At 71.0% G+C, this 14,227-nt stretch carries 11 protein-coding genes; 9 read left to right on the top strand and 2 right to left on the bottom strand.

What is annotated here, in order from left to right; genetic code table 11:
• Positions 1–15 precede the first annotated feature (15 nt).
• The 6 genes from ACH34R_RS05855 (at position 16) to ACH34R_RS05830 (ending at position 6,549) form a co-directional block, all read left to right on the top strand.
• The gene (locus ACH34R_RS05855; RefSeq protein WP_397560245.1) at positions 16–522 is read left to right on the top strand and encodes a (2Fe-2S)-binding protein; all 507 of its coding nucleotides are present in this window, start codon (positions 16–18) and stop codon (positions 520–522) included.
• Positions 519–2,885 (top strand): xanthine dehydrogenase family protein molybdopterin-binding subunit, encoded by a 2,367-nt coding sequence (locus tag ACH34R_RS05850; RefSeq protein WP_397560244.1) that lies wholly within the window; start codon positions 519–521, stop codon positions 2,883–2,885. The genes ACH34R_RS05855 and ACH34R_RS05850 overlap by 4 nt, the downstream gene beginning before the upstream one ends.
• Positions 2,882–3,745, top strand: coding sequence for an FAD binding domain-containing protein (locus ACH34R_RS05845; RefSeq protein WP_397560243.1), 864 nt, complete (start codon positions 2,882–2,884; stop codon positions 3,743–3,745). The genes ACH34R_RS05850 and ACH34R_RS05845 overlap by 4 nt, the downstream gene beginning before the upstream one ends.
• A gap of 31 nt (positions 3,746–3,776) precedes the next feature.
• Positions 3,777–4,439, top strand: a complete 663-nt coding sequence (locus ACH34R_RS05840) for an SRPBCC family protein (RefSeq protein ID WP_397560242.1) — start codon at positions 3,777–3,779, stop codon at positions 4,437–4,439.
• A gap of 102 nt (positions 4,440–4,541) precedes the next feature.
• Positions 4,542–5,846 (top strand): PTS transporter subunit EIIC, encoded by a 1,305-nt coding sequence (locus tag ACH34R_RS05835; RefSeq protein WP_397560241.1) that lies wholly within the window; start codon positions 4,542–4,544, stop codon positions 5,844–5,846.
• A 217-nt stretch (positions 5,847–6,063) separates the two neighbouring features.
• Positions 6,064–6,549, top strand: coding sequence for an Rv3235 family protein (locus tag ACH34R_RS05830; RefSeq protein WP_397560240.1), 486 nt, complete (start codon positions 6,064–6,066; stop codon positions 6,547–6,549).
• Positions 6,550–6,620: 71 nt separating this feature from the next.
• Here ACH34R_RS05830 and secA read toward each other — a convergent pair whose 3' ends face one another.
• Complete coding sequence (secA, locus tag ACH34R_RS05825) at positions 6,621–9,434, bottom strand: preprotein translocase subunit SecA (RefSeq protein ID WP_397560239.1); 2,814 nt, start codon at positions 9,432–9,434, stop codon at positions 6,621–6,623.
• A gap of 454 nt (positions 9,435–9,888) precedes the next feature.
• Here secA and ACH34R_RS05820 point away from each other — a divergent pair, with 454 nt between their 5' ends.
• Together ACH34R_RS05820 and ACH34R_RS05815 are read left to right on the top strand one after the other, a co-directional pair.
• Positions 9,889–10,218, top strand: a complete 330-nt coding sequence (locus tag ACH34R_RS05820) for an HGxxPAAW family protein (RefSeq protein WP_397560238.1) — start codon at positions 9,889–9,891, stop codon at positions 10,216–10,218.
• A 474-nt stretch (positions 10,219–10,692) separates the two neighbouring features.
• The gene (locus ACH34R_RS05815) at positions 10,693–11,892 is read left to right on the top strand and encodes a winged helix-turn-helix domain-containing protein (protein WP_397560237.1); all 1,200 of its coding nucleotides are present in this window, start codon (positions 10,693–10,695) and stop codon (positions 11,890–11,892) included.
• Positions 11,893–11,977: 85 nt separating this feature from the next.
• Here the strand turns inward: ACH34R_RS05815 and ACH34R_RS05810 are convergent, their stop codons facing one another.
• The gene (locus ACH34R_RS05810) at positions 11,978–12,589 is read right to left on the bottom strand and encodes a TetR/AcrR family transcriptional regulator (protein ID WP_397560236.1); all 612 of its coding nucleotides are present in this window, start codon (positions 12,587–12,589) and stop codon (positions 11,978–11,980) included.
• A 96-nt stretch (positions 12,590–12,685) separates the two neighbouring features.
• Here ACH34R_RS05810 and ACH34R_RS05805 point away from each other — a divergent pair, with 96 nt between their 5' ends.
• On the top strand, positions 12,686–14,200 hold the full coding sequence (locus tag ACH34R_RS05805; RefSeq protein WP_397560235.1) for a carboxylesterase/lipase family protein: 1,515 nt from the start codon (positions 12,686–12,688) through the stop codon (positions 14,198–14,200).
• The last annotated feature ends 27 nt before the right edge of the window (positions 14,201–14,227 follow it).

Below are 14,227 nucleotides of genomic sequence, written 5' to 3'. Positions count from 1 at the left end.
GCGCTGGGAGGACGTATGGCCCGAATCACCGTCAATGTGGACGGAATCCGCTTCGAGGAAGAGGTCGAGCCACGGCTCCTCCTCGTCCATCTCCTGAGAGACCGCCTCGGTAAGACCGGCACCCCCATCGGGTGCGACACCTCCAACTGCGGGGCCTGCACGGTACTGCTCGACGGCAAGAGCGCCAAGAGCTGCGCGGTGCTCGCCGTACAGGCCGACGGCTGCGACATCGCCACCGTGGAGGGCCTGGCCGCCGGGGGCCGCCGGCATCCGGTGCAGACCGCGTTCCACGAGGAACACGCGCTCCAGTGCGGCTACTGCACGCCTGGCATGATCATGGCGGCCATCGACCTGCTGCGCACCGACCCCGATCCTTCCGAGGAGGCGATCCGGGAGGGCCTTGAGGGCAATCTGTGCAGGTGCACGGGCTACCAGAACATCGTCAGGGCGGTACGGCGAGCGGCGTCCACCGACGGGTCCGTCAACGGCGAGCAGGCCGCCGCGCGGGAGGTGCCGGCATGACCGCCGCGGCCGAGAAGGCCCCGCCGGACGGCACGCGCGAGGAGGTCGGCAGGGCCAGGCGGCGCAAGGAGGACGCGCGGCTGGTCACCGGGCGCACCCAGTGGACCGACAACATCCAGCTCCCCGGCACGCTGCACGTGGCGTTCCTGCGCAGCCCGCTGGCGCACGCCCGCATCCAGCAGGTGAACACCGCGCCGGCCCGCGGCCTGCCCGGCGTGGTCGCCGTCTACAGCGGCGCCGACTTCGCCGCCGAGCAGGGCAGCCTGCCGTGCGCCTGGCCGGTCAGCGACGATCTGGTGGTGCCCGACCACCCGCCGATGGCGGTGAACGAGGTCCGGTACGTCGGGGAGGCGGTGGCGTGCGTGGTGGCCACCGACCGGTACAAGGCCGCCGACGCCCTCGCCGCGATCGAGGTCGACTACGAGCCGCTGCCCGCCGTGCTCGACATGAACGAAGCGCTCGCCGACGGGGCCGACCAGGTCCACGAAGCCGGGAACAAGGCGTTCACCTGGACTTTCGCCGGAGGCGACATCGACGCGGCGTTCCGCGACGCCCCGGTGGTCATCGACCGGACCTACGTGCAGCAGCGCCTCATCCCGAGCGCCATGGAGCCCCGCGCGGTCGTGGCCACCACCGACGGCGACACCTGCACCCTCTACTCCGCCACCCAGATCCCGCACATCCTGCGGGTGATGCTGGCGCTGACCACGGGCATCCCCGAGCACCGGCTGCGGGTGATCGCCCCCGACGTCGGCGGCGGCTTCGGCTCCAAGCTCCAGGTGACCGCCGAGGAAGTCCTGCTCCTGCTGATGACCCGCAGGCTCGGCCGGCCGGTCAAGTGGACCGAATCCCGCTCCGAGGGCAACCTCACCGTCCACCACGGCCGCGACCAGATCCAGCACGTGAAGCTGGCCGCCGATCGCGACGGCCGCGTCCGCGGCCTTTCCGTCGATCTGCTCGCCGACATGGGCGCGTACCTGATGCTGGTCACGCCGGGCGTCCCGCTGCTCGGGGCGTTCATGTACAACGGCATCTACAAGATGGACGCCTACGACTTCCGCTGCACGGGCGTGTTCACCACCAAGATGCCCACCGACGCCTACCGGGGCGCGGGCAGGCCGGAGGCCACGTACGCCATCGAGCGGGTGATGGACGAATTGGCCGCCGAGCTGGGCGTCGACCCGATCGAGTTGCGCAGGCGCAACTGGATCGCCCACGAGGAGTTCCCCTACACCACGATCGCCGGGCTGACCTACGACTCCGGCCACTACGAGGCCGCCACCGACCGCGCGACCGCCCTGTTCGGCTACGCGGACCTGCGCGCCGAACAGGCCCGCCGCCGCCAGAGCCGCGACCCCGTGCAGCTCGGCATCGGCGTCTCGACCTACACCGAGATGTGCGGGCTGGCCCCCAGCCGCGTCCTGGGCAGCCTCAGGTACGGCGCCGGTGGTTGGGAGCACGCCGAGGTCCGCATGCTGCCCACGGGCAAGGTGGAGGTCGTCACGGGGTCCTCAGCGCACGGACAGGGGCACGAGACGGCGTGGAGCCAGATCGTGGCCGACTCGCTGGGCGTGCCGTTCGAGGATGTGTCGGTACTCCACGGCGACACCGCCGTCGCGCCCAAGGGCATGGACACCTACGGGTCGCGGTCGCTGACCATCGGCGGCATGGCCGTGCTGCGGGCCTGCGAGAAGGTCAAGGACAAGGCCCGGCACATCGCCGCCCACCTGCTGGAGGCGTCGGCCGAGGACGTGGAGTACACCGGCGGCTCGGTACGCGTACGGGGCACCGGCGCGGGCCGGACCATCCAGGAGATCGCGCTGGCCGTGTTCACCGCCCACGACCTGCCGGACGGCGTCGAACCGCGGCTCGACGCCCAGGCCACCTTCGACCCGGAGAACTTCTCCTTCCCGCACGGCACCCACCTGTGCGCGGTGGAGGTGGACACCGAGACCGGGATGAGCCGGATCCGGTCGTACGTGGCCGTGGACGACGTGGGCAAGGTGGTCAATCCGCTGATCGTCGAAGGTCAGGTGCACGGCGGGCTGGCCCAGGGCATCGGCCAGGCGCTGTTCGAGGAGGCCGTCTACGACGCGGACGGCAACCTGCTGACCACGACGCTGGCCGACTACCTGGTGCCGTCGGCGGCCGACCTGCCCGGCTTCATCACCGACCGGACCGAGACCCCGGCGGTGAGCAACCCGCTCGGCGTCAAGGGCGTCGGCGAGGCCGGGACCATCGCCAGCACGCCCGCCGTGGTCAACGCGATCGTGGACGCGCTGCGCCCGTACGGCGTCAACGACGTGCGGATGCCCTGCTCGCCGGAACGCGTCTGGCGTGCGCTGAACGGAGGTGCCTCGTGATCCCGCCCGCTTTCGACTACGTGCGCCCTACGTCGCTCGCGCAGGCGTGCCGGGCGCTGGCCGAGGCCGGCGAGGACGCCAAGGTCCTTTCCGGCGGGCAGTCGCTGATCCCGCTGCTGCGGCTGCGGCTGTCCTACCCGACCGTGCTCGTGGACATCGGCAGGCTGCCCGAGTCACGGGCGATCCGCGACGAGGACGACCACGTGTTCATCGGCGCGACGGCCACGCTCGACGAGGTCGTGCGCTCGGCGGTGGTCAACGCCGAGGTCCCGCTGGTGGCGCTGGCCGCGCGTACGGTCGCCGACCCCGCCGTCCGCCACCGCGGCACCTTCGGCGGGTCACTCGCGCACGCCGACCCGGCGGGCGACCTGCCGGCCGTGGCCCTGGCCCTGGACTGCGAGTTCGTGATCGCCTCGGCGCGCGGCGAGCGGACCGTACCGGCCGCCGGGTTCTTCCAGGACTACCTGGAGACCGCGCTCGCGCCCGACGAGATCCTGGTGGGCGTCAAGGTGCCCAAGCTGGGGCCCGGGTGGGGCTTCCACTACGAGAAGTTCCACCGGACCGCCCAGGCGTGGGCGATCGTGGGCGTGGCCGCCGCGGTACGCCGGGCCGACGGCGGCGTGGCGGCGGCGCGGGTCGCCCTGACCAACATGGGCGCGACGCCGCTGCGGGCCACGGCGGTGGAGGCGGCGCTGCGCGGCGTACCGGCCGACGCCGATGCCGTGGCGAGCGCCAGCGCCGAGGCCGACGCGGGCACCTCTCCCCCGGCCGACCTGCACGCCCGGCCCGACTACCGCAGGCACCTGGCCAGGGTCCTGACCCGGCGGGCGGTGCTGGCCGCGGCACGCGCCCGGCCGTAGTGTCGGAAGGGAGAGAGCGAGGAGCGGGTCGATGGCGATGCGGTTCGAGCACGAGTTCACGGTTCCGGTGCCGGTCGAGCGGGCCTGGGAGACGCTTCTCGACGTACGGCGGGCGGCCACCTGCCTGCCGGGCGCGTCCCTGGAGGCGGTGGAGGGCGACGAGCTGGCCGGGCGGATGCGGGTGAAGGTCGGGCCCATCACGGTGACGTACAAGGGCACGGCGGTGCTCGCGGAGGTCGACAAGGACTCCCGCACGGTCACCGTCCGCGCGTCCGGCAAGGAGGCCCAGGGCTCCGGCACGGCGAGCGCCACGGTGGTCGCCCGGCTGACCCCCGGCGACGGCGCCACGACGGTCGCGGTGGAGTCCAGCTTCAACGTCACGGGGCGTCCGGCGCAGTTCGGGCGCGGGGTGATGAACGACGTCGGGGCCAAGCTCATCGACCGGTTCGCGGGCAACCTCGCCGCCCTGCTGGCCGAGGCGGAACCTGAGCCCGCGGAACCACCCCGGCCCGCCGACTCCCGCCCCGCCGGCACGGCCCGCACCTCCCGCACCCCCGAGGAGGAGGAACTCGACCTCCTGGAAATCGCCGGCACCCCCCTGCTCAAACGCGCCGCCCCGATCGCCGCCGCCCTCCTCGCCCTGGCCCTGGCCATCTGGCTGGCCCGCCGAATCACCCACCGCCACCACACCTGACCCCACCAAGCGCAACGGGGACGTGGGGGTGGTGCGGGAACGGGGGCGTAGAACGGGTAGGTAGCGAGCATCCCCCGCAGTGACCTGTGTACGGGGGTGGCGATGGGCCAGGCGGTCGCGGAGCGCGGGGGTTCGGGCTGGCCGGGCGTGTTCGGGGTGTTGCAGCGGATCGGCCGGTCGCTGATGCTGCCGATCGCGGTGCTGCCCGCGGCCGGGCTGCTGCTCCGGTTCGGGCAGGACGACCTGCTGGGCCGGACCGGCAACGCGGTGCTCGACCGGGTGGCGGCGATCTTCGCGGCGGCCGGCGGGGCGCTGTTCGACAACCTGCCGGTGCTGTTCGCGATCGGCGTGGCGATCGGTTTCGCCCGCCGCGCCGACGGATCGACCGCGCTCGCCGCCCTGGTCGGCTACCTGGTCTTCGACCGGGTGACCAAGGTGATGTTCTTCTCCGCCGCGCCCACCAGCGCGGTCTACCGCAAGGTCGTGGTCGACGCGCTCGGTCCCGCCGGGCGGCCGGAGGCCCGGGTCGATCTCGGGGTGCAGAACCCGACCGGGGTCCTCGGCGGAATCCTCATCGGGATCATCGCCGCGCTGCTCTGGCAGCGCTACCACCGGATCAAGCTGCCCTCCTGGCTGGCGTTCTTCGGCGGGCGGCGGTTCGTGCCGATCGTGACCGCCGTGGCGGCACTGCTGCTCGGCGTGCTCTTCGGCCTGCTGTGGCCGCCCATCGGCGAAGGGCTGACGCGAGCGGGCGACTGGCTCGCCGAGCACGGTACCGAGGGCACCGGGATCTACGGTCTCGCCAACCGGCTGCTCATCCCGCTCGGCATGCACCACTTCCTGAACACGATCGTGTGGTTCACGATCCCGGAGTGCACGGCGGGCATCGAGGGCGCGACGCGTACCGCCGCGGGCGACCTGAACTGCTATTTCGCCGGTCAGGAGGGTGCCGGGATCTTCATGACCGGGTTCTTCCCGATCATGATGTTCGGGCTGCCGGCGGCGGCGCTGGCGATGTGGCGGGCCGCTCCGCCCGGCCGCCGGGCCGCGGTCGGCGGGATCATGGCGGGCGCGGGCCTCACGTCCTTCGTCACCGGGATCACCGAGCCGATCGAGTTCGCGTTCGTCTTCGTCGCGCCGGTGCTGTTCGTGGTCCACGCGCTGCTGCTCGGGTCCTCGATGGCGCTGATGTCGGCCCTGGACGCCCGGCTCGGGTTCAATTTCTCGGCGGGCGCGATCGACATGCTGCTCAACGCCACCAAGTCCAACACCCGCAATCTGGGCGTGATTCTGGTCGCCGGGCTGGTGTACTTCGTGCTCTATTACGCGCTGTTCAGCGTGCTCATCAGAAAGCTGAACATCCCCACTCCGGGCCGGGAGCCGGCATCAGTTCCGGATGACCGATAAGGCGAACCAGGCGTACCGAAACAGCGACCAGCCTGGTTGACCACCGATCCAACTTCGCTGCACTTTTACCGCAAAAGGCGGGCACAAGGGGCCGTGGGATGGAATATCCGGTGGCCGAGGTATCTGGAGCTCCGACCAGAAACTCTTCTCGTGCGCAGCAGCCGCCGGCGTTTCCCTCCCCGTCATCGCGCAGATTCAGAGTCCTGCGGAGTCCGTTATGCAGCGCCTTTTTCATGCCCCCTTCCTGCCGACGTTCAGTCCCTCGCCGGTGGCCGATCCGCCGTACGACGCCACGGCGAGCAAGCCGTCCCCTGCTCCGGTTCCTGAACCGGTCCGGACGCCTGAGCCGATGGAGGTGCCGATGCGCGACTCCTACGTCAGCCCGGTGCCCGCCGATCCCGACGAGCAGCGCATCCGGGCGCTGGGGCTGGCGTTCGCCGAGGTACTGGCCGGGCAGCGGCCACCGCAGACGGTCGCCCAGCACGTCACCGACCGGGCGTACGGCGAGCTGGTCCGCGCCGGAAAGATCATCGAGGCCGACGGCCCGGTCCGCGTGTCGGCCCCGCACATCTCCCGCACCAACGCCTCGGTACTGGAGATGTGCCTGCTCGTCCACTGCGGCAGCCGCTCCCGCGTCCTGGCCATGCGCCTGGAACGCCGCGGCGCCCACTGGCGCTGCACCGAGTTCGAGACCACCCGCTGACGCCTGAGAACGCCGAGATCCCGGCACCCTTGAAGCAGGGGGCCGGGATCTCTCCGCGCCGAGGCGGCGGGTCAGACGGTGGCGTTGTCGGCGTGCTTGGGGTCGCCGTGGCAGCGCTTGTACTTCTTGCCCGAACCGCACGGGCAGGGCGCGTTGCGGTTGACGTCGCCGTAGGCGGCGCGCTCCTCCGGCGTGGCGCTGACCCGGGTGTGCTCCACCTCGCCGGTCTCGCCCGGCGCGGTGTACTCAAGCTGGGCCGGCCGGTCCGGGCCGCGCAGCCCGCGGGCGATGATCGAACGGGTCTCGCTGATCGCGGCGTCCTCCTCCGCGTCCTGCTCCTCCTCGACGATCGGGTTGGTCTGGACCTCGACCTCAAGGTTGAACAGGTAGCCGACCGACTCCTCCTTGATGCCGTCGAGCATCGCGGCGAACATGTCGAAGCCCTCGCGCTGGTACTCCACCAGCGGGTCGCGCTGGGCCATCGCGCGCAGGCCGATGCCCTCCTGGAGGTAGTCCATCTCGTAGAGGTGCTCGCGCCACTTGCGGTCGAGCACGGAAAGGACGACCCGGCGCTCCAGCTCGCGCATGGCCTCCGAGCCCAGCTCGTCCTCGCGCCGCTGGTAGGCGGCCAGCGCGTCTTCCTTGATCTGCTTGCTGAGGTCGTCGGCGGTCAGCTCCTCGCGGCTGCCCGCGGCCTCCACCAGGGAGTCGATGGTCACCGACACCGGGTACAGCTCGCCGAACGCCTTCCAGAGCTTGTCGAGATCCCATTCCTCGGAGAAGCCCTCGCCGGTGGCGGCCGTGACGTAGTCGTCGATGACGTCGGCGACGAAGCCGTGGATCTGATCGCGAAGGTCGGCGCCCTCCAGGACCCGGCGGCGCTCGGCGTAGATCACCTTGCGCTGGCGGTTCATGACCTCGTCGTACTTGAGGACGTTCTTGCGGGTCTCGAAGTTCTGTTGCTCGACCTGGTTCTGGGCCGAGGCGATGGCCTTGGAGACCATGCCGGACTCGATCGGCACGTCGTCCGGGATGTTGAGCCGGGTCATGATCGTCTCGACCCTGGCCGCGTTGAACAGGCGCATCAGGTCATCGCCCAGCGACAGGTAGAACCGGGACTCGCCGGGGTCGCCCTGCCGGCCGGAACGGCCGCGCAACTGGTTGTCGATGCGCCGGGACTCGTGCCGCTCGGTGCCGAGGACGTACAGGCCGCCGAGCGAGGTGACCTCGTCGTGCTCGGCGCGCACGGCCTCCTTGGCCTTCTCCAGCTCCTCCGGCCACGCCTTGTCGTACTCTTCCCGGCTCTCCACCGGGTCCAAGCCGCGGTCGCGCAACGCCTGCTCGGCGCGGAACTCGGGGTTGCCGCCGAGCATGATGTCGGTGCCACGGCCGGCCATGTTGGTCGCCACGGTGACGGCGCTCTTGCGCCCCGCCTCGGCGATGATCGTGGCTTCCCTGGCGTGGTTCTTCGCGTTCAGCACCTCGTGCGGTACGCCCTGGCGGCGCAGCGCCTTCGACAGCCGCTCGGACTTCTCCACCGACGTGGTGCCGACCAGGACCGGCTGGCCCCTGGAGTAGCGCTCCTTGATGTCGTCCACCACGGCGTCGAACTTGGCGTCCTCGGTCTTGTAGACCACGTCGGCCTGGTCCTTGCGGACCATCGGCTTGTTGGTCGGGATCGTGACGACGCCCAGCTTGTAGGTCTGGTGGAACTCGTTGGCCTCGGTCGCCGCGGTACCGGTCATGCCGGCCAGCTTGTTGTAGAGGCGGAAGTAGTTCTGGAGCGTGACGGTGGCGAGGGTCTGGTTCTCGTCCTTGATCCGGACGCCTTCCTTGGCCTCGATGGCCTGGTGCATGCCCTCGTTGTAGCGGCGGCCGTGCAGGACGCGGCCGGTGAACTCGTCGACGATCAGGACCTCGCCCTCGACGACGATGTAGTCCTTGTCGCGCTTGTAGAGCTCCTTGGCCTTGAGCGCGTTGTTGAGGAAGCCGACCAGGTGGGTGTGCTCGGGCTTGTAGAGGTTGTCGATGCCGAGCCAGTCCTCGACCTTCTCCACACCGGACTCGAAGATGCCGACCGTGCGCTTCTTCTCGTCGACGACGTAGTCGCCGGTCTGCTCCTGGCCGTCCTTGCCCTCGGTGCCGCGGCGCAGCCGCGGGGCGATCTTGGCGAACTCCTGGTACCACTTGCCGGACTGCTCGCCGGGGCCGGAGATGATCAGCGGCGTCCGGGCCTCGTCGATCAGGATGGAGTCGACCTCGTCGACGATCGCGAAGTGATGGCCGCGCTGGACGCACTCCTCCAGCGACCAGGCCATGTTGTCGCGCAGGTAGTCGAAGCCGAACTCGTTGTTGGTGCCGTAGGTGATGTCGGCGTTGTACTGCTTGCGGCGCTCGTCGGGGGGCATGTTCGCCAGGATCACGCCGACTTCGAGGCCGAGGAAGCGGTGTACCCGGCCCATGGTGTCGGCGTCGCGCTTGGCCAGATAGTCGTTGACGGTGACGACGTGCACGCCATCGCCGGTCAGCGCGTTGAGGTAGGCGGGCAGCGTACAGGTCAGGGTCTTGCCCTCACCGGTGCGCATCTCCGCGATGTTGCCCAGGTGCAGCGCGCCACCGCCCATCAACTGGACGTCGAAGTGCCGCTGGCTGAGCACTCTCCGGGCGGCCTCACGGACCGTGGCGAACGCCTCGGGCAGCAGGTCGTCGAGCGACTCACCGTCGGCGTATCGCTGCTTGTACTCGTCGGTCAGCGCGCGAAGCTCGGCGTCCGACAGGTTTCTGAAGTCGTCCTCGATCGAGTTGACCTGGTCGGCGAGCCGCTTCAGCTTGCGCAGGATCTTGCCTTCGCCAGCGCGAAGGATCTTGTCGAGAATAGCAGCCACTTTGTGTAAAGCTCCTCGCAGGTCTACCCCGGCCGGGCTGACGAGTCATACTTCCCCGTTGCCATCGTAGGCGCTTCGGCCCCCTGACACAGCCAACGGCGAAAACGCCCCGTGGGCCCGGAAAGTTCCGCCGCACGGCATACCAGGTGAATGCGCACGTAAACGCGGTGACCCGAACCGGCGCGGACCGCCCCATGCGTATGGGCCGCGCCCTCGGGTATGCCGAAGTGGACCGCGCTTCGCCACGGGGTCGCGCGGCGGGCGCTTTCCGAGCGAAGGCATTTTCCGCGCGCATCGTCGGGCTCATCGTGCCGGCTTCAATGTGTCGGCCATCGTGTCGCTCACGGTGTCCTCGTGGCGAGGATACGGCATGCGGTACGGCGGACGGCGCACCGCCGCGCCATGCGCCGCCCGCCGTACCGGCCCGGGGGACAGTGCGAGGAAAGGGGAACTCATGGCAGACACCGGATACCACGGACCCGAGACCCACGAACCCGAGACCCGCGGCACCGAGGGAAGCGTCACCGAGGCCCTGGAACACGGGAGTCACGCGGGCCGCGCCTCGTCGTGGGCGGCCGTGTCGGTGATGCTGCTCGGCTTCCTGACCGGGGGCATCGCGCTGTGCCTCGGCCCGAACTGGCTCTTCTTCTGGATCGGCGCGGGCCTCGTCGCCCTGGGCGGCATCCTGGCCCTGGCCTTCGACATCTTCTCCGACGTGATCGTCGACGCCCCCCGCGTCATCTCCGCCGCCGAACACCACTCCCCCTTCGAACGCGGCCAGTAGCCCCGAGGGGCGCTGCCGGGCGGCGAACGATCGAGGCCCCGGAGAAACGACGCCGGAAACCGGCACAGGCCGCCGCAAGGCCATCGACGATCGGCCCGCTACCGGGCGGTGTCCCGCCGAACACTGCCCGCACCACAACCGATCCGCCCACCGAATCCCGCCCCCGGCCGGGCCGCCCCGCTGGAGGATCACGCTCGACACCGGCATGGCCCGCCTACCCCAAGGCCATCAACGATCGGCCCGCTACCGGGCGGTGTCCCGCCGAACACTGCCCGCACCACAACCGATCCGCCCACTGAATCCCGCCCCCGGCCGGGCCGCCCCGCTGGAGGATCACGCTCGACACCGGCATGGCCCGCCTACCCCAAGGCCATCAACGATCGGCCCGTCACCTGGCCTGTCCCTGGGGGCCGAAGGGTCGTGCTCGACACCGGTGTAGTGGTTTTGTCGGTGGCAGACGCTAGCATCGCCCGCATGCTGACCTCCCTGACCCCCGATGAGGCACGCCGGGTCATTCTCCGCGCGCAGGGGCTGCTCGGAGCCGGGGCGCGACGTGGTGGAGTGCCCGCCGTGCTGCGCAGGCTCGGCGCCGTCCAGCTCGACACGATCTCGGTGCTGGCCCGCTCGCACGAGTTGATCGCCTATGCCCGGCTCGGCCCGGTCGCCCGGGAGAAGGTGGAGGCGGCCTACTGGGGTGGTGACGCGTTCGAGTACTGGTGCCACGCGGCGTGCATCCTGCCCCTCGGCCAGTGGCCGCTCTACGCGTTCCGCCGCCGGGCCTTCCGGGAGCGCGAGTTCCGCTGGCACAAGGTGCCGTCCGGCGTGGACAAGGTCCTCGACCAGGTCCGCGCCGACGGCCCGCTGACCACCACCGACCTCGGCGGCGCGAAGAACGGCGGCCCGTGGTGGGACTGGTCGGACGTCAAGATCGCGGTGGAGTGGCTGCTCGACATCGGCGAGGTCGTGTGCACCCGGCGCGTGGGCTGGCGCAGGGTCTACGACATCGCCGAGCGCGCGGTGCCCGCCCCGCTGCTCGCCACCGAGCTGACCGACGAGGAGTGCGTCGCGCGCCTGGCCGGTACGGCGGGCGCGGCCCTCGGCATCGCGACCCGCGCCGACCTGGTCGACTTCCTGCGCCTGAAGGGCTCGCACGCGGCCATCCTGGACGAGGCGCTACGGAGCGGCGCCACCGGCCTGGTCCCGGTCCACGTCGCCGGCTGGCCCGCCACCCGCGCCCGCCGCACAAGCGGCGCCGCCCAAGGCCCGGCGGGAGCGTCCAACGCCTGGGCCGATCCCACCGCCCTTGCGTCCGAGCCGCGCGGGCACCACCGCACCACACTGCTGTCGCCCTTCGACTCCCTGGTCTGGGACCGCGCCCGCACCGAGCGGGTCTTCGGCTTCAACCACCGCCTGGAGGCGTACGTCCCGAAGGACAAGCGGGTCCACGGCTACTTCACGATGCCGGTCCTGGCCGGAGGCCGTCTCATCGGCCGCGTCGACCCGGCCCGCGAAGGCTCGACGCTGGTCGCCCGCCACGTCTCCTTCGAGCCCGGCGCCACAGGCCGATCACACATCGAGGCCATGACGGACGCCCTGCACTCGGCGGCCGAATGGGTCGGCTGCACCGACGTCCACATCGAGCGCATCACCCCATCCACCCTCCGGCTCCCCTGAGCCCAGGCCCAGGCCGGGGAACGCGTCGTGCTCGACGGGCAGGAACCCCCAGGTGGATGCCTGTGGCCAGTCGCACGAGCGCAGGTCACGCGCTCCGATCCGTCCCGGTGAACAGCCGGTCCAGATGCAGATCGATCGCGGTGAGCGCGTCCCGGGGCGTGATCACGTCCAGTTCGATCAGGGGGGTGAGGCCGGTGAGGGCAAGGAGCAGGTTGGTCTCGGTCGCCGGGTCGCGGTCAGGGGCGATGTGCCCGTCGGCGACCGCCTGGCGGACCAACTGCTCGATGAGGGCCCGCCCTTGGACGAGGCCACGGCGCGCCTGCTCGTGGACGGCCTCGTCGTGCAGCGCTTCCAGGACGTAGGCGGCGCTCATCCGGCTGGTCGCGCGGGCGTCGGCATGCAGGGGGAGCATTTCCGCGAGCGTCAGTCGCAGCACGTCACGGGGGTGCGGACGGTCACCGAGCTTCTCCAGGCCCTGCTCGACGCGCAGCGAGGTCCGCTCGGACGCGAAGTCCATGGCGAAGGAGAGCATGGCGGCCCGGGAGGCGAAATAGTGCTGCAACTGCCCGAGGGAGATGCCCGCCTCCTGCGCCACCACGCGCATCGTCAGATGCGCGACGCCGCGCTGCTCCACCACCCGCCACAGCGCGCGGGCGATCGCTTCGCGGCGTCCGCGATGATCCACCTGTTTCGGCATCGCCGGTCTCTCCCTCGTACCCCGGAGCCGTTTCCATACAGTTGACATAATACAGTTGACTTATAAACCTGGGCTCACTTGGAGGAAGGGAGCGTCATGCCTGAACGGCCAAAGGTACGGACCACGGAAGGTGTGGTGCAGGGAAGCCGGCGGCAGGGGCACGCGGTGTTCCGCGGCATCCCCTATGCCAGGCCCCCGGTGGGAGCGCTCCGCTTCGCCGCGCCCGCGCCGCCGCACCGCTGGGAGGGGACGAGGCAGGCGGTCGAGTTCGGCCCCGTGGTGCCGCTGTCCCTGCCGATCGACATGCCCCCGCAGGGCACCGACTGGCTGACGCTCAACGTCGGCACTCCGGATCCCGGCGCGGCGGGACTGCCGGTGCTGGTGTGGATCCCCGTGGGCGGCTACCTCTCGGCGGCGTCGAGCGACCCGATGTTCGACCCGGCGGCGCTGGCCGAGGCGGGACTCGTCGTGGTGACCATCAACTGCCGCGTGGGCGCGGAGGGTTTCGCGTTCCTCGACGACGCGCCGCCCAACCGCGGATTCCTCGACCAGATCGCGGCGCTGGAGTGGGTGCAGCGCAACATCGCCGCCTTCGGAGGCGACCCCGGCCGGGTCACCGTGGCCGGGGTGTCTGCCGGGGCAGGGTCGGTCGCCGCCCTGCTGACGATGAAGCCGGCGCGCGGCCTGTTCCGGCGGGCCATCGCCCATTCGGTGCCGGGGCTGCACAGCACCCCCGCGCTGGCACGGCAGGTCACCGCCGCGTTCGCGGACCGGCTCGGCGCGGCGGCCCCCACCGCCGAGGCCCTGCGCGACATCGACCCCTGGCACCTGGCCGCCGAACTCACCTCCTTCAACGCCGGCCTCCACGCGCACCGGGAGAGCTGGGGACGCCTCACGGAGACCGGCACCGCGCTGTGCCCCGTCGTCGACGGCGAGGTGCTCCCGGAAACGCCCTGGACCGCGCTGACCGGCGCGCGCGCGAGCGGGACGGAGCTGCTCGTCGGCCACACCCGGGACGAATTCCGGTACTTCAGCGTCATGAGCGGACGGTACGGCACCTTCACCGAGCAGGACGCCCACGCAGCCCTGGAACTGCTCGCCCCGCAGCCGGACGGCGCGCGGGCCTACCGTGCCGCGTTTCCGCAGGCCGGCCCGGAGGAGCTGGTGGAGACGGTGTACTCCGACGCCCTCTTTCGCATGCCGTCACTGAAGCTGGCCGAGGCGAACGCCGCAGCCGGCGGCACCTCGTACCTGTTCGAACTGCGCTGGGTCGCCCCGGTCCTCGGCGGCATCCTGGGCGCCTGCCACAGCCTCGACGTGCCCTTGGCCTTCGGCACGCTGGACAGCCCCGTCGGCACCCAGCTCATCGGCGAGGAGCCCTCTCCCGAGGCCGTCGCGCTCTCCCGCGAACTCCAGGAGGCGTGGGTCCGCTTCGTCACGACCGGCGACGCGGGCTGGTCCGCCCACCGGCCCGGCGGGCACCTCACCCGCGTCCTGGACGCCGAGTCGCAGACTCTGCACTACCCCGAACAGGCATCCCGCCGGATCTGGGCAGGCCACTACCCCGCCCCTTTCGATCTCGGGAAAGTCACGCCGCTCCGCAGGACGTGATCGCCGTTCTCCCCTGAGGGGGTACAC

It is taken from the genome of Spongiactinospora sp. 9N601, assembly GCF_044326295.1.
In the GTDB taxonomy this organism is placed as follows: Bacteria; Actinomycetota; Actinomycetes; order Streptosporangiales; family Streptosporangiaceae; genus Spongiactinospora; species Spongiactinospora gelatinilytica.
The sequence above is the reverse complement of the archived record's forward strand: the minus strand, read 5'-3'. Positions and strand labels throughout refer to the sequence as shown.

What these genes read in the sequence shown, in the direction of transcription:
- ACH34R_RS05855 (WP_397560245.1), top strand. Translation starts at nt 16, where the DNA reads ATGGCCCGAATCACCGTCAATGTGGACGGAATCCGCTTCGAGGAAGAG.
- ACH34R_RS05850 (WP_397560244.1), top strand. Translation starts at nt 519, where the DNA reads ATGACCGCCGCGGCCGAGAAGGCCCCGCCGGACGGCACGCGCGAGGAG.
- ACH34R_RS05840 (WP_397560242.1), top strand. Translation starts at nt 3,777, where the DNA reads ATGGCGATGCGGTTCGAGCACGAGTTCACGGTTCCGGTGCCGGTCGAG.
- ACH34R_RS05835 (WP_397560241.1), top strand. Translation starts at nt 4,542, where the DNA reads ATGGGCCAGGCGGTCGCGGAGCGCGGGGGTTCGGGCTGGCCGGGCGTG.
- ACH34R_RS05830 (WP_397560240.1), top strand. Translation starts at nt 6,064, where the DNA reads ATGCAGCGCCTTTTTCATGCCCCCTTCCTGCCGACGTTCAGTCCCTCG.
- ACH34R_RS05820 (WP_397560238.1), top strand. Translation starts at nt 9,889, where the DNA reads ATGGCAGACACCGGATACCACGGACCCGAGACCCACGAACCCGAGACC.
- ACH34R_RS05815 (WP_397560237.1), top strand. Translation starts at nt 10,693, where the DNA reads ATGCTGACCTCCCTGACCCCCGATGAGGCACGCCGGGTCATTCTCCGC.
- ACH34R_RS05810 (WP_397560236.1), bottom strand. Translation starts at nt 12,589, where the DNA reads ATGCCGAAACAGGTGGATCATCGCGGACGCCGCGAAGCGATCGCCCGC.
- ACH34R_RS05805 (WP_397560235.1), top strand. Translation starts at nt 12,686, where the DNA reads ATGCCTGAACGGCCAAAGGTACGGACCACGGAAGGTGTGGTGCAGGGA.